This is a genomic window from Sphingobium sp. TomTYG75 (genome assembly GCF_054771635.1).
This window is the reverse complement of the sequence record NZ_BSRE01000001.1, coordinates 605,725-627,369: the sequence shown is the minus strand read 5'-3', so window position 1 is coordinate 627,369 and position 21,645 is coordinate 605,725. Positions and strand designations below refer to the sequence as shown.

19 protein-coding genes and 1 pseudogene are annotated in these 21,645 nt (G+C 62.8%); 14 read left to right on the top strand and 6 right to left on the bottom strand.

Translation table 11 applies throughout. From position 1 onward, the window contains the following. The first annotated feature begins 5 nt into the window (after positions 1–5). Positions 6–1,100, top strand: a complete 1,095-nt coding sequence (locus ACYU81_RS03030; protein ID WP_460986284.1) for an aldose epimerase family protein — start codon at positions 6–8, stop codon at positions 1,098–1,100. Positions 1,101–1,103: 3 nt separating this feature from the next. Then, complete coding sequence (locus ACYU81_RS03025) at positions 1,104–1,961, top strand: SMP-30/gluconolactonase/LRE family protein (RefSeq protein ID WP_460986283.1); 858 nt, start codon at positions 1,104–1,106, stop codon at positions 1,959–1,961. A 139-nt stretch (positions 1,962–2,100) separates the two neighbouring features. Here ACYU81_RS03025 and ACYU81_RS03020 read toward each other — a convergent pair whose 3' ends face one another. Continuing rightward, positions 2,101–3,090: a LacI family DNA-binding transcriptional regulator gene (locus ACYU81_RS03020; RefSeq protein ID WP_460986282.1), complete on the bottom strand. Its 990-nt coding sequence runs from the start codon at positions 3,088–3,090 to the stop codon at positions 2,101–2,103. 541 nt (positions 3,091–3,631) lie between these two features. Here ACYU81_RS03020 and ACYU81_RS03015 point away from each other — a divergent pair. Next, on the top strand, positions 3,632–6,295 hold the full coding sequence (locus tag ACYU81_RS03015; RefSeq protein WP_460986281.1) for a GAF domain-containing hybrid sensor histidine kinase/response regulator: 2,664 nt from the start codon (positions 3,632–3,634) through the stop codon (positions 6,293–6,295). Positions 6,296–6,475: 180 nt separating this feature from the next. Here the strand turns inward: ACYU81_RS03015 and ACYU81_RS03010 are convergent. The 3 genes and pseudogenes from ACYU81_RS03010 to ACYU81_RS03000 form a co-directional block, all read right to left on the bottom strand. Continuing rightward, positions 6,476–7,238: pseudogene (locus ACYU81_RS03010) on the bottom strand (FadR/GntR family transcriptional regulator). 11 nt (positions 7,239–7,249) lie between these two features. Continuing rightward, a complete protein-coding gene (locus tag ACYU81_RS03005; RefSeq protein WP_460986280.1) occupies positions 7,250–8,179 on the bottom strand; it encodes a Gfo/Idh/MocA family protein in 930 nt (309 codons plus the stop codon). A 17-nt stretch (positions 8,180–8,196) separates the two neighbouring features. Then, positions 8,197–9,999: an IlvD/Edd family dehydratase gene (locus ACYU81_RS03000; RefSeq protein WP_460986279.1), complete on the bottom strand. Its 1,803-nt coding sequence runs from the start codon at positions 9,997–9,999 to the stop codon at positions 8,197–8,199. Positions 10,000–10,098: 99 nt separating this feature from the next. Here ACYU81_RS03000 and ACYU81_RS02995 point away from each other — a divergent pair, with 99 nt between their 5' ends. Beyond that, positions 10,099–11,001, top strand: coding sequence for a 2-dehydro-3-deoxygalactonokinase (locus tag ACYU81_RS02995; RefSeq protein WP_460986278.1), 903 nt, complete (start codon positions 10,099–10,101; stop codon positions 10,999–11,001). After that, positions 10,998–11,627, top strand: coding sequence for a 2-dehydro-3-deoxy-6-phosphogalactonate aldolase (locus ACYU81_RS02990; RefSeq protein WP_460986277.1), 630 nt, complete (start codon positions 10,998–11,000; stop codon positions 11,625–11,627). Before ACYU81_RS02995 ends, ACYU81_RS02990 begins: the two co-directional genes overlap by 4 nt. A 192-nt stretch (positions 11,628–11,819) precedes the next feature. On the opposite strand, the gene ACYU81_RS02985 is transcribed toward ACYU81_RS02990, so the two are convergent. Further along, a complete protein-coding gene (locus tag ACYU81_RS02985; protein WP_460986276.1) occupies positions 11,820–13,856 on the bottom strand; it encodes a hybrid sensor histidine kinase/response regulator in 2,037 nt (678 codons plus the stop codon). A 140-nt stretch (positions 13,857–13,996) separates the two neighbouring features. Here ACYU81_RS02985 and ACYU81_RS02980 point away from each other — a divergent pair, with 140 nt between their 5' ends. The 5 genes from ACYU81_RS02980 to ACYU81_RS02960 all read left to right on the top strand — a co-directional run bounded on the left by ACYU81_RS02980 (position 13,997) and on the right by ACYU81_RS02960 (position 16,823). After that, entirely contained in the window at positions 13,997–15,040 is a 1,044-nt protein-coding gene (locus tag ACYU81_RS02980) for a COX15/CtaA family protein (protein WP_460986275.1), read from the top strand. Beyond that, positions 15,037–15,357 (top strand): divalent-cation tolerance protein CutA, encoded by a 321-nt coding sequence (gene cutA / locus ACYU81_RS02975; RefSeq protein ID WP_460986274.1) that lies wholly within the window; start codon positions 15,037–15,039, stop codon positions 15,355–15,357. Before ACYU81_RS02980 ends, cutA begins: the two co-directional genes overlap by 4 nt. Positions 15,358–15,488: 131 nt before the next feature. Continuing rightward, positions 15,489–15,968, top strand: coding sequence for a 50S ribosomal protein L13 (rplM, locus tag ACYU81_RS02970; RefSeq protein ID WP_097092068.1), 480 nt, complete (start codon positions 15,489–15,491; stop codon positions 15,966–15,968). Then, positions 15,968–16,501, top strand: a complete 534-nt coding sequence (rpsI, locus tag ACYU81_RS02965) for a 30S ribosomal protein S9 (protein WP_449473606.1) — start codon at positions 15,968–15,970, stop codon at positions 16,499–16,501. The genes rplM and rpsI overlap by 1 nt, the downstream gene beginning before the upstream one ends. A 139-nt stretch (positions 16,502–16,640) precedes the next feature. After that, positions 16,641–16,823: a CsbD family protein gene (locus tag ACYU81_RS02960; protein ID WP_449473604.1), complete on the top strand. Its 183-nt coding sequence runs from the start codon at positions 16,641–16,643 to the stop codon at positions 16,821–16,823. A gap of 64 nt (positions 16,824–16,887) precedes the next feature. Here ACYU81_RS02960 and ACYU81_RS02955 read toward each other — a convergent pair whose 3' ends face one another. Then, positions 16,888–18,285 (bottom strand): alanine/glycine:cation symporter family protein, encoded by a 1,398-nt coding sequence (locus ACYU81_RS02955; RefSeq protein ID WP_460986273.1) that lies wholly within the window; start codon positions 18,283–18,285, stop codon positions 16,888–16,890. An 88-nt stretch (positions 18,286–18,373) separates the two neighbouring features. Between ACYU81_RS02955 and glmM the strand changes: the two genes are divergently transcribed. The 4 genes from glmM to ACYU81_RS02935 are packed head-to-tail and all read left to right on the top strand — an operon-like array spanning position 18,374 to position 21,288. After that, positions 18,374–19,714 (top strand): phosphoglucosamine mutase, encoded by a 1,341-nt coding sequence (glmM, locus tag ACYU81_RS02950; RefSeq protein ID WP_460986272.1) that lies wholly within the window; start codon positions 18,374–18,376, stop codon positions 19,712–19,714. After that, positions 19,714–19,938 carry a DUF1272 domain-containing protein gene (locus ACYU81_RS02945; protein WP_460986271.1) on the top strand — a complete coding sequence of 75 codons (225 nt, stop codon included), beginning with the start codon at positions 19,714–19,716 and terminating at the stop codon, positions 19,936–19,938. Before glmM ends, ACYU81_RS02945 begins: the two co-directional genes overlap by 1 nt. After that, positions 19,935–20,696, top strand: coding sequence for a bifunctional hydroxymethylpyrimidine kinase/phosphomethylpyrimidine kinase (gene thiD / locus ACYU81_RS02940; RefSeq protein ID WP_460986270.1), 762 nt, complete (start codon positions 19,935–19,937; stop codon positions 20,694–20,696). Before ACYU81_RS02945 ends, thiD begins: the two co-directional genes overlap by 4 nt. Next, positions 20,689–21,288, top strand: a complete 600-nt coding sequence (locus tag ACYU81_RS02935) for a ribonuclease HII (protein WP_460986269.1) — start codon at positions 20,689–20,691, stop codon at positions 21,286–21,288. The genes thiD and ACYU81_RS02935 overlap by 8 nt, the downstream gene beginning before the upstream one ends. The last annotated feature ends 357 nt before the right edge of the window (positions 21,289–21,645 follow it).

Sequence of the window (21,645 nt, the reverse complement as noted above, 5' to 3'; positions counted from 1 at the left end):
GTCTGATGGCAAGCACGTCAGCATGGGCGGGTGAAGCCAGCCGCGCCCCCGCAGGACAGCTTCCAGACGGCACGGCGGTCGAAGCGATCACGCTCTCTAACGACCACGGCGTTTCGGCCCGCATTCTTACCTATGGCGCGACTTTGCAATCGCTGACGGGGCCGGATCGGGACGGCAAGCAGGCCGACGTGCTGCTCGGTTATGATGATCTGGCGGGCTATCTGGCTCGGCCCGATTATTTTGGGGTGACCGTTGGCCGCTATGCCAACCGCATCGGGCATGGCCGGTTCACTCTGGATGGTCAGACCTACCAGCTGCCCCTCAATGACAAGGGCAATACGCTGCACGGCGGCGGCAAGGGGTTCGACAAGCAGGTCTGGAAGGTCGTGTCGGTTCGCCGCGAACCGCGGCCCGAAGTCGTCCTCTCCTACAGCAGCCCGAATGGGGAGGCGGGCTATCCCGGCCAGCTTGACACCCGCATCAGCTACGCACTGGATGAAACCGGCGGCCTGATCATCAGTTTCGAGGCGAAGGCGAGCAAGCCCACGATCGTCAACCTCACTAACCATGCCATATTCAATCTGGCGGGCGAGGGGGCACCGGGCGGCGCCCTTGGTCATTTGCTGACGATACCGGCCAAAGCCTACACGCCCGTCGATGCGGGACTCATTCCCACCGGCGAGATCAGGCCGGTCGCGGGAACGCCGTTCGACTTCCGCGTACCTCGCCGCGTGGACGATGCCGTGCGCGACGGCGCCGATCAGCAAATCAGTTTCGGGCGGGGCTATGATCATAATTGGGTGTTGGACAAGGGGCAGACGGCGACGCCGGAACTGGCTGCGCGTCTTGAGGACCCTGGGTCAGGACGCGTGCTTGAAGTGCTGAGCACGGAGCCTGGACTTCAATTCTATTCCGGCAATTTTCTCGACGGGACATTCCTTGGTAAAAACAGTCATCTCTATCGCATGGGCGACGGCTTCGCGCTTGAGCCACAGAATTTCCCCGATGCGCCAAATCACCCAAATTTCCCTTCGGCTCGGGTCGATCCCGGCAAGCCCTATCGCCACGTCATGATCTATCGCCTCTCGGTAAAGCGCTGACCCATGGCGCAGTGGCAACTCATCAAGCGCGACATTCGCGATCAGCTGGGCGAGGGCACTCTCTGGTCGGCGCGCGACAATGCGGTTTATTGGACCGACATCATCGGCCCCGCGCTCAATCGGCTGTCGCTGACGGATGGCCGCATCGACCGCTGGGCCATGCCGGAGCCGATCGGCTGGGTCGCCGAGCGGCAGGAGGGCGGTTTCATCGCCGGATTGAAGAGCGGTTTCGCGCGCCTTTCTCTCGATCCGCTGACGATCGAGCCGTTCGGTGACCCTGAACAGCATTTGCCCGGCAACCGCATGAACGATGGCAAGGCGGATGCCGAAGGGCGCATCTGGTGCGGCACGATGGACATGGCGGAGAAAGAGGATAGCGGGGCCTTCTACCGGCTGGACCCGGACGGTCGCTGGACGCAGATGGACAGCGGCTATCGCGTGCCCAACGGCCCTGCCTTTTCCCCCTGCGGCAACTGGCTTTATCACACCGACAGCGCGCGCCGAACCGTCTACCGCTTCGCCCGCACCGAAGGCGGCGGCCTTTCCGCGCGAGAAGTCTTCATCCAGTTCGGCGACGCGGACGGCTATCCCGACGGCATGACGGTGGATGCCGAAGGACATCTCTGGATCGCGCATTGGAGCGGCAGCCGCATCAGCCGCTTCACGCCCGACGGTAAGCTCGATCGCGCCATCGCCTTGCCCGCGCAGCAGGTGACGAACATCTGTTTTGCAGGCCCCGCGCTCGATCGCATGTTCGTGAGTTCGGCGGCCGTTGGATTGCCCGACAGCGACTATGATGGCGGCCTGTTTGAGGTCGATGCCGGTGTGAAGGGCATGCCGACGCCGCTCTACGCAGGCTAGGGTGTGTGGGGATTCAGCCCATGATGGGCTGCAAATGGCGACTTTCTGCGCTTCCGGTGCTCACGTACTGAAGTACGCTGCGCGCCGGTGCTCGAAATTCACCATTTTCGCCTCGCCCTGAACTGAATCCCCACACACCCTAGGCAGTCGGCGGCGCGGAACTTTCGCGCCGCACCAGCTCGAAATCGAACTGCGGCGCCTGGGCGGGCCGGTTGATCAGTGCATCGATGACGGCCGCGCCCATCTGCGCCAGCGGTTGCCGCACGGTCGTGAGCGGCGGCCAGGCTGTCGCGCTGGCGGGCGTATCGTCGAACCCGACCACCGAAAGATCATCCGGCACCCTCAAGCCCCGCTGCCGCGCCAGTTGCAGAACGCCCAGAGCCATGTCGTCGTTGGTCGCAAAGATCGCGGTCGGCGGCTCGGCCAACCCCAACAGCATCTCGCCCGCCGCGATCCCCGACGGATAGTCAAACCCGCCCTCGACGAACAATTCAGGCTCCTCCGTCAGCCCCGCTGCCGCCAGCCCCTCACGAAACCCGTCCACGCGATGCGTCGCCGCCTCATGGCCGGACGGCGGCGTGATGACGCCGATCCGGCGATGACCAAGGCCAAGCAGATGATCGGCCACCATCCGCCCCGCAGCCCATTCCGGCGTCACGATATTCAGGCTCTGCGCCCCATTCGGCCCCGCTATCCGGGCGCAGGGCAGCTTCTTGCGGGCCAGCCATTCCAGCACGGCGGGATCGTCGGACAGGGGAGGCGCGAGGAATACGCCATCCGGACGCAGCGCCGCCGCAAGCCCCTCCAATATGTCGAACCGCTCCTCACCCGCCAACGGGATCAGCTCGACCACCAGATGATAGCCCAGTTCCCGGCACCGGTTGACCGCGCCTGCCTGAATGCCGCTGATGTAGCTTGCCACCGGATTATTGTAGAGGAAGGCGATCATGAACGACCGTCCGCCAGCCAGCCTCCGCGCGGACTGGTTCGGGCGATAGTCCAGCTCCGCTATCGCCGCGGTCACCCGGTCCCGCAGTTCCTCGCTGACATTGGGCGCCTTGTTGACCACGCGCGAGACCGTCTTGATCGAAACGCGCGCCAGTGCCGCCACGTCATGGATGCTGGCCATGAAACTCCCGGCGAATTTCGCCCAATCCTGTGTGACAGCCCCGACGCATTGTTGCGGCCTTGGCACGGAAATGCCGCCCAGCACAAGGCTGAGGCGCAGGGGCCAAGGATCGCGTCCGGATTTTCGGCTCAAGACAGCAAAAAGGGACTTGATCGATCATCGCAAATGTCTAAAGAAAGACAGCGTTGTCATTCCCTGAATGGCGATGAGGTCATCCCGGACAGCTATGGGCTAACTGCACGAGCACGCGGCTGTCCGGGATGCGCTTTCCCTTCATTACCGAAAACCTCGGCGGGCATCTGGCGCAGGCGATCGATGTCCGCCATGCCGCCTCCCAGCCATTTTGCTGAACGACGCGAATCGATCGTGCAGCCTCGGCGTGATCATAACCGATTGCCCGCCTCGCCGCCCTGACCTTCATCAACCCCGGTTTATGCAATCAGGGTTAAGAGCTTTTCACCATCTTGCGGCAATTCGGGCGGTTGGCGGTTCAAAAACAAAGCGTTATGCTGGGGCGTCCCAATTTCCGAAAGCTGCTTTGTTGGACACGTTGCTGCCTGCTCAAGACGCTCCTCACCGATGGACGCCATTGTTCGCGGCAGCGGAGCGTCTGGCGAACGCCCGTTCGCTGGAGGACGTGGTGGAAGTCGTGCGGACGGCGGCGCGTACCATCGCAGGGGCGCAGGGCATCACGGTCGTGCTGGCGGAGGGCGATGACTGCCTATACGTCGCCGAAGATGCCGTCGAACCGCTGTGGAAGGGGCAAAGGTTCCCACGTTCGGCCTGCGTTTCCGGCTGGGTGATGGCGCATGGGGAGGCGGCGGTCATCCCCGATATTTTCGCCGACGCGCGCGTCCCCCATCATTTGTACGCGGACACCTTCGTCCGCAGCATGGTGATGACGCCGGTCGAAACCGGATCGCAGCCGATGGCGATCGGCGCCTATTGGTCACGGGCAAATGCGCCGGACGATTTTTCGGTCGACTTGCTCGGCCAGCTTGCCCGGCTTGTCGGGGCCGCCGTGCGCAACGTGTCGTTGCAGACCTCGTTCGAGATCATCAATCGCATAGGCGCCGCTGTCGCCGCCGAGCCGAATCTGGACATAGTCGTTCAGACGATCACCGACGCCGCCGTGGAACTGACCGGCGCTGAATTCGGCGCCTTTTTCTATAATCTCATCGACCAGCATGGCGAGAGCTACATGCTGTACAGCCTTTCGGGCGTTCCAAGGGAAGCCTTTGCCGACTTTCCCATGCCGCGCAACACGGCCGTTTTCGCACCCACTTTCCTGGGCGAGGGCATCGTCCGGTCCGATGATATTCGGCAGGACGCCCGTTATGGTCATAACGCCCCGCACAAGGGCATGCCCCCGGGTCATTTGCCCGTCACCAGCTATCTCGCGGTGCCGGTCATCTCGCAAAGCGGCGAAGTGCAGGGCGGCCTCTTCTTCGGTCATCATCTGCCCGGCCGCTTCACCGCCGAACATGAAAAGATCATGGCCGGTGTCGCCGGGCACGCGTCGATCGCCATCGATAATGCCCGCCTCCATCATAAGGCGCAGCGGGAAATCGCGGCGCGAACGGTGGCGGAAGGAGAATTGCGCCAGCTGAACGCCACGCTGGAACAGCGGATCGAACAGCGCACCGAACAGATTCGCGCCGCCTTCCGCGAACTGGAACAAAGCGAACGGCGCTTCGGCCTGCTGGTTCAGGGAGTGACCGATTACGCCATGTGCATGCTGGACGCGAACGGCACGATCACCAACTGGAACGCTGGGGCGGAACGGATCAAGGGCTATACGGCCCATGAAATCGTCGGGCGTCACTTCTCCTGCTTCTACACTGATCCGGATCAGCAAGCGGGCATGCCAGCCCACACCCTTCAGGTCGCGGCCAGCGCCGGGCGGTTCGAGGCCGAAGGCTGGCGGGTGCGCAAGGACGGGTCCGAATTCTGGGCCAGCATCATCGTCGATGCCATTCATGACGATCAGGGCCGTCTGATCGGATTTGCAAAGGTGACGCGCGATCTCACCGAAAAACGGGCGGTCGAGGAACAGCTGCGTCAGGCGCAGAAGATGGAGGCGGTGGGGCAACTCACCGGCGGCATCGCGCACGACTTCAACAATCTGCTGACCGTCATCAATGGCAATATCGAACTGGCCGAACGCAATCTGGAAAAGGGATCGGACCCGGCCAAGATCAGCCGTGCGATCGCCAATGCGCGGCAGGGGGCCGAGCGTGCGGCGTCGCTCACCCAGCGGCTGCTCGCCTTTTCCCGGCGGCAACCCTTGTCGCCCAAGCCGCTGTACCTGGACCGGGTGGTGGACGGGCTTTCTGATCTGCTGAAGCGCGCCCTTGGCGAACTTATTCAGCTGAAAACGGTGAACGGCCCGCATCTATGGTTGGTAGAGGCCGATCCCAACCAGATCGAAAGCACGCTGCTGAACCTCGCGGTGAATGCCCGCGATGCCATGGCGGACGGCGGGACGCTGACGATCGAAACCGGCAACGCACATTTGGACAGCGGCTATGCCGCCGCCTGCGGCGATGTGACGCCGGGCAATTATGTGATGGTTGCGGTCAGCGACACCGGCACGGGCATGGCGCCCCCCGTTCTGACGCGCATCTTCGAACCCTTTTTCACCACCAAGGAAATCGGCCGGGGCACGGGGCTCGGCCTCAGTCAGGTCTACGGCTTCGTTAAGCAATCGGGCGGCCATGTCGAAGTGCTGTCGAAACAGGGGCAGGGGACCACGGTAAAAATCTACCTGCCGCGTTTTATCGGAGAGGCGGATGAGGCGCAGGAAAAGGCCGCCCCGCACGACCTGTCAGCCAATGGCGAAACCATATTGGTGGTGGAAGATGACGACGGCGTGCGTGCCTATTCCGTCGAGACTCTGCGCGAACTTGGCTACCGGGCTCTGGAGGCAGCCGACGGCAACGCTGCACTGCGCCTGATCGAAGCGGATGATCAGCCGATCGACCTGCTTTTCACCGATGTGGTCATGCCGGGAATGTCCGGCAAGGAGTTGAGCGAAAAGGCCCGCGCATTAAGACCCGACCTCAAGATCCTCTATACCAGCGGCTACACCCGCGATGGTTTCCTGCGCGACGGAAAGCTGGACCCGGACATCGCCTTGCTCGCAAAACCCTTCACGCTACAGGAACTGGCAAGTCGCCTTCGGGACCTCATCGATCAAAGCTGATCCGATCGGCGTCACGGCCCGCTCCACAAAAAGACACCCCCGTCCCGTCATCCCAGCGGAAGCTGGGATCTCAGGAGGTGCAGTACGGCCTTGCCCGAGATCCCCGCCTGCGCTGGCATGACAGAAAATTGCCCAGGCTCTTGATCGCAAAAATGCCGTTTGCCCTCCCAATAGCGTCGATCAAGAACCCACCCCCGGCCCGGAAAGCGCAACATCCATATCCGCCAGCGCCAGCCGCAGCAGCTCCGCCATCGTCGATCGCGCCCCGTCCGCATCCTGCGGCGATCGCATCGAACACCGCGCGATGATCCGCGAAAGGATCGCGCGGCGGCGACTTCTTCCGCTGCTTGAATGTCGTGGTCCAGCTGACCGCCGCGCCCACCGAACTCGCCAGCGCGGCCAGAGCGTCATTTCGCGTCGCGGCAAGGATGGCATGGTGAAAACGCTGGTCGGCCGCGCGTCCTTCTTCGGACGAAAGGCCATGATCGCGCATGCCCATGAGCGCCTGTTCCATCGCCAAAAGCTGCGCATCGGTGCGCCGCCGCGCCGCCAGTTCCGCCGCTGCCGGTTCTATGACGCCACGCAATTCAAACAAGTCACGGACGAAGGCCGGGTCGGGTTCTCCCGCGAACATCCAGGCGAGCATCTCCGGGTCCAGCACATTCCACCGGCTGCGCGGCAGGACGCGGGTGCCCGCCTTGGGTCGGCTTTCCAGCATGCCTTTGGCCACCAGAATGCGCACCGCTTCCCGATAGGCGGTGCGGGATACGCCCAGCCGTTCGGCGGCCTCGATCTCGCCTTCGAAAATATCGCCGGGCTTGTGGACTCCCGCGACGATGGCGGTGCCCAGCTGCCGGGCAATGGCCTGATGGATGCGAAGCCCGCCTTCCTCATGTCCGAACTTGCGTTCGGCTGGACGCCGGTCTTCCCTCCCCAATGCCATGCTCCTTTGGTCTAATCGTCGAACGCCGCCGTAGGGCAATGTTTGCCGCAAAGGAAGGCGTCAGCCACCAGTCGCAGGGGGCTGGTATCCGCATCGATCGCGCCTTGCCCCACCAGCTCGACGAACAGGCGGTACATATCGGGATATTCATGGTCGGAAGCCTGCACCATGACCTCCCCGTCCACCGTCAGGCGGTTTCCACCCTCTGACAGGATCAGCCCGCCATCGTCCGTCTCGACCGCAATGTCCCATGTCTGCTTGCCAGTCTGTCGCCAGTCGAACGCTGCATCGATCGGCGCGCCCGACGCGCTCGCCATCTTCAGGGCGGCGGCGATCGGGGCGTCCTTATTGGATGGAACTTCCAGGCTGGCGGACAGCATCGTCACCGGCTCCGGCATGATTTCGGTCAGGATCGACAGCGCATTGATGCCCGGATCGAACACGCCAAAGCCGCCCGCTTCCCAAATCCACGGCTGGCCCGGATGCCAGTGCCGCACATCTTCGCGCCATTCGATCGACACGCGCGTGACCTTGCGCACGGCGAGCCATGCCTTCGCCTGTCCCACGGCGGCGGCATGGCGACTGTGCCAACTCGCATAGAGCGTCACGCCCCGCGCCTTCGCCAGGGCGATGAGCGCCTCGACCTCCGTCACCGTCGCGCCGGGGGGCTTTTCCAGAAACACATGTTTGCCCGCCAATATGGCCTTGCGCGCGGCTTCGTACCGCACCTGCGGCGGCTGGCACAGTATCACCGCATTCATGTCCGGCTCTCCCGCCAGCATCGCGTCGAGCGTAGGGTAATTGTTCACCCCGTCCGCCTGCGCGTTGCGGCTGGCGACCGCGACCAGATCGATGCCGCTTGTCTGTTCGATAGCGGGCAGATGCTGATCGCGGGCGATCTTGCCCAAGCCAACCAGCCCCGCCTTGATGATGCCGCTCATGCCGCTTCCCTTATCTCTTAGTGATTGTCGCGCGGAAGGCCCTGAGTCTGGGCAATCCGCTGGAATTTCTCCGCACCCTCCAGGATCGCGCCCTTGTCCAACTGCCCCACCAGCGCCCGCTGGATTTCCTGCCACGGCGTCTGCGAAGCGGGATAGGCATAGCCGCCCTCAGCTTGCAACGCCGCGCGCCGCGCTTCCAGTTCCTCTTCGGGAATAAGCACATTCACCGTCCGCGCCTCCAGGTCCATCCGCACCCGGTCCCCGGTCTTCAGCAGCGCCAGTCCGCCCATCGCCGCAGCCTCCGGCGAAGCGTTGAGGATCGACGGGCTCCCCGAAGTCCCCGATTGACGCCCGTCGCCGATGCAGGGCAGGGCGGACACGCCTTCGGTGATCAGGTAAGCGGGCGGACGCATGTTCACCACCTCCGCCGCGCCCGGATAGCCGATCGGCCCCGCGCCGCGCATGAACATCAGCGTTTCGGGCGTGATGCCCACTGCGGGATCGTCGATCCGCGCATGATAATCCTCCGGCCCATCGAACACGACAGCCGGCCCCTCAAAGGCGTTGGGATCGTCAGGATTGGACAGGTATCGCTGCCGGAATTCCTCGCTGATGACGCTCGTCTTCATGATCGCCGCGTCGAACAAATTGCCCGACAGCACCAGGAATCCCGCTTCCTCCTTCAACGGCTGGGCAAAAGGACGGATGACATTCTCATCCTCGATTTCGACTCCCTGGCAATTCTCCCCCATCGTCCGCCCGTTGACCGTCATCGCGCCCTCGCGGATCAGGCCTTGCGCGATCAGCTGCCCCACGACCGCAGGCACGCCCCCGGCATGATAATAATCCTCGCCCAGATATTCGCCCGCCGGTTGCAGGTTCACGAGCAGCGGCACGTCATGCCCCACCGTCTCCCAATCCTTCAGCGGCAATTCAACGCCGACATGCCGGGCAATCGCCGCCAGATGGATAGGCGCATTGGTCGACCCACCGATCGCCGAATTCACCAAGATCGCGTTATGAAAGGCATCCAGCGTCAATATGTCCGACGGCTTCAGATCCTCCGCCACCATCTCCACGATCCGCTTGCCAGTGCGCCAGGCGGCTTCCTGCCGATCGCGATAGGGCGCGGGGATCGCCGCCGACCCCGGCAACATCATCCCCAGCGCCTCGGCCAGCGAGTTCATCGTCGTAGCCGTGCCCATCGTGTTGCAATAGCCAGTCGAAGGCGCCGACGAAGCCACCAGCTTGATAAAGCCCTCATCATCGATCTTCCCCGCCGCCAGCAGCTGCCGCGCATGCCAGACGATCGTGCCCGATCCCGTCCGCTGCCCCTTGTGCCAGCCATTCAGCATCGGCCCGACCGACAGCGCGATCGCGGGAATATTCACCGTCGCCGCCGCCATCAACAGCGCAGGCGTCGTCTTGTCGCAGCCCGTCGTCAGCACCACGCCGTCGATCGGATAGCCGTACAGCGCCTCGACCAGCCCCAAATAGGCAAGGTTGCGGTCTAGCCCCGCCGTCGGCCGCTTGCCGGTCTCCTGGATCGGATGCACCGGAAACTCCAGCGCGATCCCGCCCATCTCGCGAATCCCCTCGCGGATGCGCTCGGCCAGCACCAGATGGTGCCGGTTACAGGGCGACAAGTCGCTCCCCGTCTGCGCGATGCCTATGATCGGCTTTCCGCTGCGCAGTTCCTCCAGGCTGAGCCCAAAGTTCAGGTAACGCTCCACATAGAGCGCCGTCATGTCGATATTGTCGGGATTGTCGAACCAGGCGCGGCTGCGCAATTTCCGGTTGGGCTGAGACGAAGCGGCCATGAGAGTTCCTGAAAGACATGAGGTGCGCGACGCATTGACGCTATCGGCCGTTGCATATACTCATACAAATAAGCAGACAAGAACGGAAATGACTTCGGCATGAGCAGCTATGATGTCGTCGGCGACTGGGGCACCAGCCGCCTGCGCCTCTTCCGCATGGAGCAAGGGCAAGTCACCGCCCGCCGCGAAGGCCCCGGCATCGCCGAAGCGGGCGCGAACGCCGCCGCCGCTTTCGCGCAGACGATCGCCCCCTGGCTGGAAGACGGCACGCCCGGCAGCATCCGCCTGTGCGGCATGGCAGGCGCGCGCGATGGCTGGGTGGAGGCACCCTATGCCGACTGCCCCGCAACCGCGCAGCAATGGCGCGCCGCCGCCATGCGCTCCGACTGGCAAGGCTCGCCCGTCACGATCCTCGCCGGCCTGGCCTGCACCGACAAGGACGGCGTGCCCGACGTCATGCGCGGCGAAGAAACGCAAATCTTCGGCGCAATGCACCGGAATCCCGACCTTGCGCAGGGCCGCCACCTCATCGTCCTGCCCGGCACGCACAATAAATGGTCGCTGGTAGAGGATGGCCGCATCGTCAGCTTCCGCACCGTGCCCACCGGCGAACTCTTCGCCCTGCTACGCGATCACTCCACCCTCGGCCCCAAAGCCGCCCCCGCCGACGCTGCCCAGGAAGCGGAAGGTTTCGCCGAAGGTCTCGGCCGGGCAGGGGAGGGCCGCCTTCTCACCAGCCTCTTCGCCGCCCGCGCCAAACGCCTGCGCGCCGGCCGATCCCCCGATTGGGCCGCTGGCTACCTCTCCGGCCTGCTCATCGGCTGCGAAATAGCCGAAGTACGCGCCATGCTCGGCGAAGTAAGCGGCATCACCCTCATCGGCGACCAGCGCCTTTGCGCCCGCTATGCAGAGGCGCTGGAGGCGCAGGGCCTGCCTTCCCGATCCTTGAGCGGCGACGATTGCGTCCTCGCTGGCCTCACCCTTCCGGAGAATGCCGCATGACCCTCGATTCCCTTCTTGCAGCCGGCGCACCCCCCATCGCCGCAATCCTGCGCGGCCTTCGCCCCGAAGAGGCGGTGGAGATCGGCGCGGCCCTCATCGATGCGGGCATCCGCATCATCGAAGTACCGCTGAACTCGCCCGAACCCTTCGAAAGCATCACCGCGCTCCAACAGGCGTTCGGCGCCACCGCGCTGATCGGCGGCGGCACCGTGCTGACGGTAGAGGCGGTGGACGATCTGCGTCGCACCGGCGGACGCATCATGGTCACGCCTAACACCGACCCGGCCGTCATCGCCCGTGGCGCGCAATATGGCTTCGACATGCTGCCCGGCTTCATGACCCCCAGCGAAGGCTTCGCCGCCGTCCGCGCTGGCGCCCGCCGTCTGAAGCTGTTCCCCGCTGCCAGCCTTGGCCCAGCCTATATAAAGGCCATCAAGGAAGTGCTGCCGCGCCATGTCGGCCTCTGGGCAGTGGGCGGCACTGGCGCCGACACGATCGGCCAATGGCTCGGCGCAGGCTGCGAAGGCATTGGCGTCGGCGGCGCTTTATACCGCCCCGGCGACAATGCCGCGACGGTGGCGGAACGCGCGAGGGCGTTGGTCACGGCATGGCGCGCCATTGGCTAAGTGCGCTAACCCCTATCTCCGTTCGCCCTGAGCCTGTCGCAGGGCTCCACTTCCTTCTCAAGAAAGGAAAGGGCTTCGACAAGCTCAGCCCGAACGGATTTAAAGTGATTGGATCGGGGCGAGGCTTTGACGGGGCTGAACTGCCCCACCCCCGTTCAGGCCGAGCGAAGCGAAGCCACTCCAAAGCTCAACCTACCCCACCCTCTGCTCTTCCCGCCGGTCCAACACCTCACGCACTTTCCCCGCCAGTTCCGCGTAAGTAAAAGGCTTGGTCAGCAACTCCACCCCCGGGTCCAACCGCCCATGGTGGAAAATAGCGTTGCGCGCATATCCGGTCGCGAACAGGATCTTAAGCTCCGGCCGCCTTGCCGCCGCTTCCCGCGCAACGTCCGCGCCCGTCATCCCACCGGGCAGCACCACATCGGTGAACAGCAGATCGACCGGCACCGGGGCCTGCTCCAGCGCATCCAGCGCCGCCGCTCCGTTACTGGCTTCGATCACCCGATATCCCAACTCGTTCAGCACCTCGACCGCATAGGCGCGGACTTTATCGTCATCCTCGCACACCAGAACCGTCTCATCGCCCCCGCTTACGACCGGGGGCGGTGCCTCCTCCAATTGATCATTTGCGGGCACCAGGCCATGGAAACGAGGGAGGTAAATCTTGACGCTCGTCCCTTCGCCGACCTCCGAATACACCCGGATGTGGCCGCCGGATTGCTTGATGAAACCATAGACCATGGACAGCCCAAGCCCGGTGCCACGACCCACCTCCTTGGTGGTGAAGAACGGCTCGATCGCATGGCTCAACGTCTCCGCATCCATGCCCTGTCCCGTGTCCGACAGGCTGATCAGCACATATTGTCCGGGCTGCACATCCTCTTCCTGCGCCGCGTAACGGTCATCTATATGTGTATTGGCGACCTCGATGGTCAGCTTGCCGCCATCGGGCATCGCATCGCGCGCATTGACCGCCAGATTCAACAGCGCATTTTCCATCTGATTAAGATCGACCTCGATCGGCCAGGCCCGCGCGGTCTGGATCGTTTCAACCTCGATCCGCTCGCCCAAAGTGCGGCTTAACAGCTCCGACATGCGGCTCACCAGCCGGTTGGGGTTCACGCGCTCGGGCGCTAATGGCTGGCGGCGGGAAAAGGCGAGCAGCCGCTGCGTCAGCATGGCCGCACGTTCGGCGCCCGCCATCGCATTGTCCGCCGCACGGCGCATCCGCTCATTATCTTTGAGGCCGCGCTGGAGCAGTTCAAGATTGCCCGTCACCACCTGCAACAGGTTGTTGAAGTCATGGGCCACGCCGCCGGTCAACTGGCCTAGCGTCTCCATCTTCTGCGCTTGCCGCAACGCGGCTTCCGCTTCGGCAAGCGCGCGGGCATGGGCGCGCTGTTCGGTGACATCCCGCGCCACACAATAGATCAGCCCATTGTCCGGCACGGCCGTCCAGCTGAAGTTGCGATAGCCGCCGTCCTTTGTTCGGAACCTGTTTTCGAAGCGCAGCGAGGGAACGCCTTGCTGGAGCGTGTCAACTTCTTTCCGGACGCGTGCGACATCATCGGGATGCTCCATCCATTCCGACGTGCGGCCGATCAGCTCCTCTTGGCTCCATCCCAATATGTCCGTCCATGCGGGGCTGGCGGACAGCCATGTGCCGTCCATGTCGGCGATCAGAAAAGGATCACGGGCCAGCGTCCATAATCGGTTCCGATCCGCCAGCATCTCGCGCTCGGTTCGGACGCGCTGCGTAGTCTCACTGACGATGCACAGCGCCCCGCCGATCGACCCGTCCGCTTCGAACACGGGTGAATAGCTGATATCGAAATAGACTTCCTCGCCACGGCCGCCGTCCCGCTCGATGTAAAAGGGGCGGTCCTTGGCATGCACCGTCTCGCCCCGCTCGATCACCGACAGCAGCAGCGGCTCCAGATCGTCCCATAATTCGGCCCAGTTCTCCCGCGCCGGACGGCCCAATGCCCCCGGATGCTTGTCGCCGATCGTCGGCGCATAGGCTTCATTATAGAGTGCGCAGAGTTCCGGGCCCCAGAACAGAACGATTTCTGCCTTGGAAGACAGCATCAGCCGCACCGTTGATATCAGTGCAGGCGACCATCGGCTGACCGGCCCCAGAGGGGACGCGTGGCCGATGCGCGCCGTCAGGTCTCCGATCGGACCCTGTGCAGCGATCATCCCGGCAATGTGGGTCGCCGGGGCGCTCATCGATTATCCTCTGTTAAGAAGTGCATAGACGGGATACGCCTGTCCGTTGATTTGTATCCGCTCGTTACGGAGCGTTGCGACCTTTTGTCCTATGGTCGCCCTCTTGCAACAATCCGGGCATCGGCGCATGGATCGGCGCCATGACTGAACTTGCCCTTCGCCCGGCCATGGATGTTTCCCGTCCCGTCGCGATCGCCCGCTGGCTGCTCACGGTGGCAGCGCTCGTTTTCTGCATGGTGGTGGTGGGCGGCATTACCCGGCTTACCGAATCGGGCCTGTCGATAACGCAGTGGAAACCGATCACCGGCGCCATTCCGCCGCTGACCCATGATCAGTGGATGGACGCCTTCCGCCTCTATCAGAAAATCCCCGAATATCAGCAATTGCGGCAGGGCATGACCCTGTCCGATTTCCAGTTCATCTTCTTCTGGGAATGGGTGCATCGGCTGCTTGGACGACTGATAGGCCTCGCCTTCGCCCTGCCGCTCCTGTGGTTCGCCTTTCGCCGCGCTATCCCATACGGCTACGGCTGGCGTCTGGTCGCTTTGCTGGCGCTCGGCGGCCTTCAGGGCGCAATCGGCTGGTGGATGGTGACTTCTGGCCTGTCCGTGCGCACCGATGTCAGCCATTACCGGCTCGCGGTTCATCTGCTGACGGCACTTTTCATCATCGGCGGCCTCATCTGGACCGCGCTTGATCTGTTTGCCTTGGCGCGGAACCCTGCCGCCCGTCCTGCTGCGCTGAAGCCCTTTGCGCTGGTCGCCCTGCTGGTGCTGTTGGTCCAGCTGATGTTCGGCGCGTTCACCGCTGGGCTCGACGCCGGTTATGTCTCGAACACATGGCCGCTCATGAACGACCATCTCGTGCCGGAGGGGATTTCGTGGCTGGGATCGCTTTGGGCGACCTTGTCCAGCGACCCTTATCTCGTCCATTTCATCCATCGCTGGTGGGCATGGGTTGCCGCCGCGATGTTGGTCCTGCTTGCGCGTAAGGCAAAGCGGGCGGGGCGGCGCGGTCCCTCGATCGCCATCAACGCTGCCGTCGGCACGCAGATCGCGCTGGGCATCGCCACTGTCGTCAGCGGCATCGCCTTGCCGCTCGCGGTGCTGCATCAGGCGGTCGGCGCCCTCGTCGTCGCTTCCGCCGCCTGGGGCGCGCATGCGGTCGGGTCGCGCCGGGGGTGAGCGGCGTCGCGCTCGTCTACACGCTCTTCGGCTCCGCGGAGGCCGCCGACCGCGTCGCGCGCCAGCTTATCGGGGAAGGGCTTGCTGCTTGCGCCAACATGCTCGGGGCTGCGACGTCCCTTTATGAATGGAACGGCGTGCTGGAAAGCGCGGCGGAGGTGCCGGTGTTGTTCAAGACCACGCCCTCGCGCCGCGACGCGCTGATGGCGCGCATCGCGGAGCTTCACGACTATGAAGTGCCCGCGATCCTCGCATTACCGGTGGAAAGCGCCGATCTAAGCTACGCAAAATGGGTTGCCGAACAGATCGCAAAGTGACGGGTATTATTTTACCCGTCAGGAAACCCGCCGAATCTCTTGACTTCTTGAACCTCGCCGGTCATTAGCGCCCATCTTTGAACGCCCTCAAAACGCGTTCAATTCACTATTTCATTCTGGAGATTGGCACCATGAAGGCGCTGATGAAGACCACTAAGCCGGCAACCCCGGCAACGGTCGAAAAGAAGTGGATCCTGATCGACGCGGAAGGTCTCGTCGTCGGCCGCCTCGCCTCGACCGTCGCGAACATCCTTCGCGGCAAGCACAAGACCAGCTTCACGCCCCACGTCGATTGCGGTGACAATGTCATCATCATCAACGCTGGCAAGGTGAAGTTCACCGGCCGCAAGCTGACAGACAAGGTGTACTACAAGCACACTGGCTATGCCGGCGGCATCAAGGAAACCACGCCTGCCAAGATCCTGGAAGGCCGTTTCCCTGAGCGCGTCCTGGAAAAGGCCGTTGAGCGCATGATCCCCCGTGGTCCGCTCGGCCGTCAGCAGATGCGCAACCTGCGCATCTTCGCCGGTGCTGAACATCCGCACGAAGCGCAGAACCCCGAAGTGCTCGATTTCGCATCGCGCAACCGCAAGAACAAGGTGGGTGCATAATGTCCGATAACCGCCAGTCCCTGTCCGACCTCGCGTCGCTGACCGCCAACGCTCCCGCGCCCGCCGCTGGTGAGACCGTCGCTGCCGACGCGCCGATCGCTCCTGTTCAGCCTTCGGCTCCTCTGCGCGCCCAGGAAATCGACAGCCTCGGCCGTGCCTACGCTACTGGCCGGCGTAAGGATGCCGTCGCCCGCGTCTGGGTGAAGCCCGGCACCGGCAAGATCACGGTCAACGGCCGCGATCAGGAAATCTATTTCGCTCGCCCGACCCTGCGTTTGGTGATCAACCAGCCCTTCGGCATCACTGAGCGTGAAGGTCAGTATGACGTGATCGCCACCGTCAAGGGCGGCGGTTTGTCTGGCCAGGCCGGCGCGGTCAAGCACGGCATCGCCCAGGCTCTTACGAAGTATGAGCCGGCGCTGCGCAGCGCAGTCAAGGCCGAAGGCTTCCTGACCCGCGATAGCCGTACCGTCGAGCGTAAGAAGTATGGCCGCGCCAAGGCTCGCCGCAGCTTCCAGTTCTCGAAGCGCTAAGCGTCAGCTACCATTATTTTGGAAGGGGCCGGTTTTCCGGCCCTTTTTCTTTGTCTGCAACCGTTGCGCAATCGTACCGGTGGCAACCTTCGGTTACTCCAAGTTGTTGACCCATCGTAGCTTTCGATAGGAGGACGTTATGGGTGAAATGACTGACAAGGTTAAAGCGGCAGGCAATAAGATTGCTGGAGCGGTCAAGGAAGCTGCGGGCCGGAACCAGAATGATGCCGATCTGGTCGCAGAGGGAAAGGCGCAGCAGGCTAAGGGCACCGCTCAGGACATCAAAGGGTCTGTGAAGGGTGCGCTTGGCGACAAGATCTGAACCAACCTAACCTGATATAATTTAAGAGAGGCCTCGCCAACTGGTGGGGCCTTTCGCTTATCGGTTAGTCCTTAAATCCGCTTGGTGAGGCATGTTCTTCCGCTTCGCTTAGATAGGCACGCACGTCTCGCCGTAATTCCCCCGCACAGAGATAGAGGGCAATGACGTTGGGAATCGCCATCAGGAAGAAGCTGCTATCGACGATGTCCACGACCCGACCAAGGTCGATCGCGGCCGCAGGAGGCAGCGCGACGATATAGAGGATCTTGTAACTCCACTGCGCCTTTGGACCATGACCGAACAGGTATCCCCACGCCTGAAGACCATAAAAGCCCCACGCCACAAGCGTCGAATAGGCAAACAGCACAACGACGGCCGCTAGTAGCCATGGAAACCATGGTGATACCTGCGCGAAGGCGGCAGATGTGATTGCGATGCCCTCCAATCCAGATGTCCAAGTGCCCGCGACCACCAGCGCCAGACCACCCACCGAGCAGACGATCATTGTGCCGAGCAGCGGTTCAAGCAGGGCAACCAGTCCTTCTGAAACCGGATGGCGCACTCGTGCCAGGCTGTGTGCCATCACTGCGGAGCCGACACCCGCCTCGCTCGCAAAGACCGCTCGCCTCATTCCCGAGACAAAGGCGCCGACAGCGCCCCCTGTGGCCGCGCTTCCATTCCAGGCGCTGTGCCATATCTGGGCCAATGCGTCGGGTATAGCTGGCGCGTGGATGATGAGGACGGCAGCGACACCAATGAGATAGACGGCCACCTTGAGCGGGGTGAGCCGTTTCGCGACCTCGCCAAGCCACGCCGCGCCGCCCAGTGTCACCAACGCCACGGCGGCAGCCAGAAGCACGCCATAGGCCCAACCATTAGAGAGACCGGTCACAACCTTCACCTGCGCGAAGCTCTGGTTAACCTGCACCATCGGGATCGCGCCAAACAGGGCGAAGAAGGCGTAAAGGCCGCCGAGCGTAAGTCCTAGACGGGGCCAGCCTCGGGCCGTGCCTATGGCTTTGAGCACATACATGGGGCCACCATGCACATGGCCGCGTTGATCGAACGTCCGGTATTTAAGGCCGAGCGTTACTTCGGCCATCTTCACGGTCATTGCGAACCAGCCGATCACGAACATCCACAAGATCGCGCCCGGCCCACCCATGGTCAACGCAACCGCGACCCCGGCGATGTTGCCGAGGCCGATCGTCCCGGCGAGCGCCGTGGTCAAAGCGCCCCACTGACTGACGTCGCCCTTGGCCTCGCCTGTGCCTGGCTGGGTCCGCAATATCCGTAGCGCCCGTCCCACAGTGCGGACATTGGGAAAGCCTAGCCAGATGGTGAAAAACAACATCGGGACCGCAAGATAGAGAATGACCAGCTCGATCCGGGCACCCATGACGGGCACCTTGAAGAAGACCGCACTTGAAAGCGCGTCCACCGCTGCATTGAAACCGTCCATCTGCTATGGGATGACTGTCGGCCAGTGGAAAGTCGAACAAAGATTGCTATGGACGACGGCAACTTAGGTCGCGTTGCAGGACAGAATCATGAGCAGGCGTTATTTCGGCACCGACGGGATCAGGGGCCGTACGAACCAATGGCCGATGACCGCAGAACTGGCGATGAAGGTCGGCATGGCCGCCGGAAAGCATTTTCAGCGGGGGAGCCATAGGCACCGGGTTGTGATCGGAAAGGATACGCGCCTGTCTGGCTATATGGTCGAAAATGCGCTGGTCGCGGGCTTCACTGCGGTGGGGATGGACGTTGTTCAGTTCGGGCCGATTCCAACGCCTGCCGTGGCGCTGCTTGCTCATTCTATGCGTGCCGATCTGGGTGTCATGATTTCGGCCAGTCACAATCCCTATGCCGACAACGGCATCAAGTTGTTCGGACCTGACGGCTATAAGCTGTCCGATGAAGATGAGTTGAAGATTGAAGCGATGCTGGATCAGGACATCCCGCTCGCGGCTTCATCGGAAATCGGACGCGCGCGCCGGGTCGAGGACGCTCGGGGCCGCTACATCCATGCGGTAAAGTCCAGCTTTCCCGCTGACCTTCGCCTCGATGGGCTGAAGATCGTCGTCGATTGCGCGAACGGCGCCGCTTACCAGGTCGCGCCCTCGGCTCTTTGGGAATTGGGCGCTGAGGTGATCGCGATTGGGGTGACGCCGAATGGCATCAATATCAATGATGGTTGTGGATCGACCTCCCCGCTTCTGTGCCAGGAAACGGTCGTGTCGTCCGGTGCGGACATCGGGATCGCTCTTGACGGCGATGCCGACCGGCTGATCGTCGTGGATGAGAAGGGCCAGATCGTTGATGGCGATCAGATCATGGCGCTGATCGCCAGCAATTTCGCACGCGACGGATTGCTGCGGGGGGACGGATTGGTTGCGACGGTTATGTCCAACCTCGGCCTGGAGCGCTATCTGGCTGCGCAAGGCATTAATCTCGAGCGTACCAAGGTTGGGGATCGTTATGTGCTGGAGCGAATGCGTGAGGGTGGCTTCAATGTCGGCGGTGAACAGTCGGGACATATGATCCTGTCCGATTATGCGACGACCGGCGACGGGACTGTTGCAGCGCTACAGGTGCTCGCGGCGCTTGTTCGCGCGGGCAAGCCCGCCAGCGAAGTGCTGCATCAGTTTGATCCCGTGCCTCAACTACTCAAAAATGTCCGCTTTTCCGGGGGCAAGCCGCTGGAGCATGAGGAGGTCAAGCGGGTGATCGCGCAGGCGGAGGGTGAATTGAATGGTTGCGGCAGATTGGTCATTCGTCCGTCCGGCACAGAGCCTGTGATCCGTGTCATGGCCGAGGGCGATCGGGAAGATCAGGTGAAGGACGTCGTCGAACGGATATGCGACGCGGTGGCGAGGGTGGCAGCCTGATGCTGGATATGCGTCCTGATTGCGAACGATGCGGCGAGGATCTGCCAGCTGCGGAGCCGGGTGCGTTCATTTGCTCATTCGAATGCACCTTTTGCGCTGCTTGTGCCGAGGCGCTTGATGACCGTTGCCCTAATTGCGGCGGGGAACTGATGGACCGGCCGACACGCATAGGCGATGCGCTTGCGCGCCATCCCGCCTCTACCGAGCGTCACTACAAGGGATGAAGCCCGCGCGCATTTTGATCATCGCTGGTTCGGACAGTGGCGGGGGGGCTGGCATTCAGGCGGATATCCGTACAGTCACGCTGCTGGGTGGGCATGCGATGACGGCGATCACTGCGATCACTGCTCAGAATACGCTGGGGGTGCAGGGCGTGCATGCGGTGCCCACTGATATGGTGCTGCGGCAGATGGATAGCGTCATCAGCGATATCGGTGTTGATGCGGTGAAGATCGGGATGATCGGTTCGGCTGAGACTGCTCAGGCCGTTGCTGATCGGCTTGCGCAGTTGTCTGATGTGCCGATTATATTCGATCCGGTGATGGTCGCTACTAGTGGATCGGTGCTGGCGGACGAGGCGACGATTGCGGCGTTTGAGCGGTTGATGGCGCTGGCGACTTTGGTGACGCCGAACATTCCTGAGATGGAGGCGTTGGGGGGCGAGGAGATTGCGATCCGTTTCGGCACGCATGTGCTGGCGAAGGGTGGGCATGGCGAGGGGGCGATGCTGACGGATCGGCTGATTGGGCCGCGGGGGTTAGTAAAGTCATGGAGCAATGCGCGAATTGAAACGATTCATACGCATGGGACGGGGTGTACCTTGGCCAGTGCTATTGCTGCTCGGCTGGGGCAGGGATCGGGACTGGTAGAAGCTATTGAATTTGCTCGTAAATATGTTCGAGAAGCGTTGATGCTGGCGCCGGGGCTGGGGCAGGGTCATGGGCCTATGGGGGCGCCGTTCGGGTTTCACCAGCATGCCTGATTTTGCGCATGAGCGGTTGCATCATCCGGGCCTGGTCGCGGGTGTGGACGAAGCGGGCAGGGGGCCGCTTGCGGGGCCAGTGGTGGCAGCTGCCGTCATCCTGCGGCAGGAGGATTGCCCGGACGGCCTTAACGACAGCAAGCAACTGACCGCCGCGCGGCGCGCCGTGCTGGAGGTCGAGATCAAGGCGCGGGCGCTGTGTTGGGGGATTGGGGTGGCGTCGGTCGAGGAGATTGACGAGATCAACATCCTGTGGGCGACAATGCTTGCGATGACGCGGGCGGTGGAGGCCCTGGCGCATGATTGCGCGCATGTGCTGGTGGACGGCAATCGCTGCCCGAAATGGCGGTGGGCGTCGACGGCTGTGGTGGAGGGCGACGCCAAATGCCTGTCGATCGCGGCTGCGTCGATATTGGCCAAGGAAGCGCGCGACCGCATGATGATAGAGGCGGCGGCGGTGCATCCCCATTATGGCTGGGAAAGCAACAAGGGCTATGGTAGCCCGATGCATCTGGCGGCGTTGCGGGAACATGGTCCGACGCCGCTGCACCGCCGCAGCTTTGCCCCGGTCGCTCAGCTGGTCCTGTTGTAGGGCTTCGGCCGAATTGACCGCCGGGTAGCCGCCGTTGCTTGATTCAGGTGATATCGAGCGGGTGATAGACCGAAGAGTGGCTAGTTTCTGCCCTGACGGGATGGATCCGTGGGAGCTTGGCCCTCAAATTTGAATCTGGCTTTCACACCCCCCTCGTTGGCGTGATACGTCGATGCTGAACGGATTAGAGCGTCGTGCCTTTATCTGAATTCCTCAACCCCGTTCGGGCTGTCCGAACGAGTCACTTGCCTCGTTTGGATGTCGAAGCCCTCTACTTTCTAAAAGAAGTGGAGCCCTTTGACAGGCTCAGGGCGAACGGCAAAAGGAGGTGGTGCCGATTTAAAGCTCGAAGCTCTA

What these genes read in the sequence shown, in the direction of transcription:
- ACYU81_RS03030 (WP_460986284.1), top strand. Translation starts at nt 6, where the DNA reads ATGGCAAGCACGTCAGCATGGGCGGGTGAAGCCAGCCGCGCCCCCGCA.
- ACYU81_RS03025 (WP_460986283.1), top strand. Translation starts at nt 1,104, where the DNA reads ATGGCGCAGTGGCAACTCATCAAGCGCGACATTCGCGATCAGCTGGGC.
- ACYU81_RS03020 (WP_460986282.1), bottom strand. Translation starts at nt 3,090, where the DNA reads ATGGCCAGCATCCATGACGTGGCGGCACTGGCGCGCGTTTCGATCAAG.
- ACYU81_RS03005 (WP_460986280.1), bottom strand. Translation starts at nt 8,179, where the DNA reads ATGAGCGGCATCATCAAGGCGGGGCTGGTTGGCTTGGGCAAGATCGCC.
- ACYU81_RS03000 (WP_460986279.1), bottom strand. Translation starts at nt 9,999, where the DNA reads ATGGCCGCTTCGTCTCAGCCCAACCGGAAATTGCGCAGCCGCGCCTGG.
- ACYU81_RS02995 (WP_460986278.1), top strand. Translation starts at nt 10,099, where the DNA reads ATGAGCAGCTATGATGTCGTCGGCGACTGGGGCACCAGCCGCCTGCGC.
- ACYU81_RS02990 (WP_460986277.1), top strand. Translation starts at nt 10,998, where the DNA reads ATGACCCTCGATTCCCTTCTTGCAGCCGGCGCACCCCCCATCGCCGCA.
- ACYU81_RS02985 (WP_460986276.1), bottom strand. Translation starts at nt 13,856, where the DNA reads ATGAGCGCCCCGGCGACCCACATTGCCGGGATGATCGCTGCACAGGGT.
- ACYU81_RS02980 (WP_460986275.1), top strand. Translation starts at nt 13,997, where the DNA reads ATGACTGAACTTGCCCTTCGCCCGGCCATGGATGTTTCCCGTCCCGTC.
- rplM (WP_097092068.1), top strand. Translation starts at nt 15,489, where the DNA reads ATGAAGGCGCTGATGAAGACCACTAAGCCGGCAACCCCGGCAACGGTC.
- rpsI (WP_449473606.1), top strand. Translation starts at nt 15,968, where the DNA reads ATGTCCGATAACCGCCAGTCCCTGTCCGACCTCGCGTCGCTGACCGCC.
- ACYU81_RS02960 (WP_449473604.1), top strand. Translation starts at nt 16,641, where the DNA reads ATGGGTGAAATGACTGACAAGGTTAAAGCGGCAGGCAATAAGATTGCT.
- ACYU81_RS02955 (WP_460986273.1), bottom strand. Translation starts at nt 18,285, where the DNA reads ATGGACGGTTTCAATGCAGCGGTGGACGCGCTTTCAAGTGCGGTCTTC.
- glmM (WP_460986272.1), top strand. Translation starts at nt 18,374, where the DNA reads ATGAGCAGGCGTTATTTCGGCACCGACGGGATCAGGGGCCGTACGAAC.
- ACYU81_RS02945 (WP_460986271.1), top strand. Translation starts at nt 19,714, where the DNA reads ATGCTGGATATGCGTCCTGATTGCGAACGATGCGGCGAGGATCTGCCA.
- thiD (WP_460986270.1), top strand. Translation starts at nt 19,935, where the DNA reads ATGAAGCCCGCGCGCATTTTGATCATCGCTGGTTCGGACAGTGGCGGG.
- ACYU81_RS02935 (WP_460986269.1), top strand. Translation starts at nt 20,689, where the DNA reads ATGCCTGATTTTGCGCATGAGCGGTTGCATCATCCGGGCCTGGTCGCG.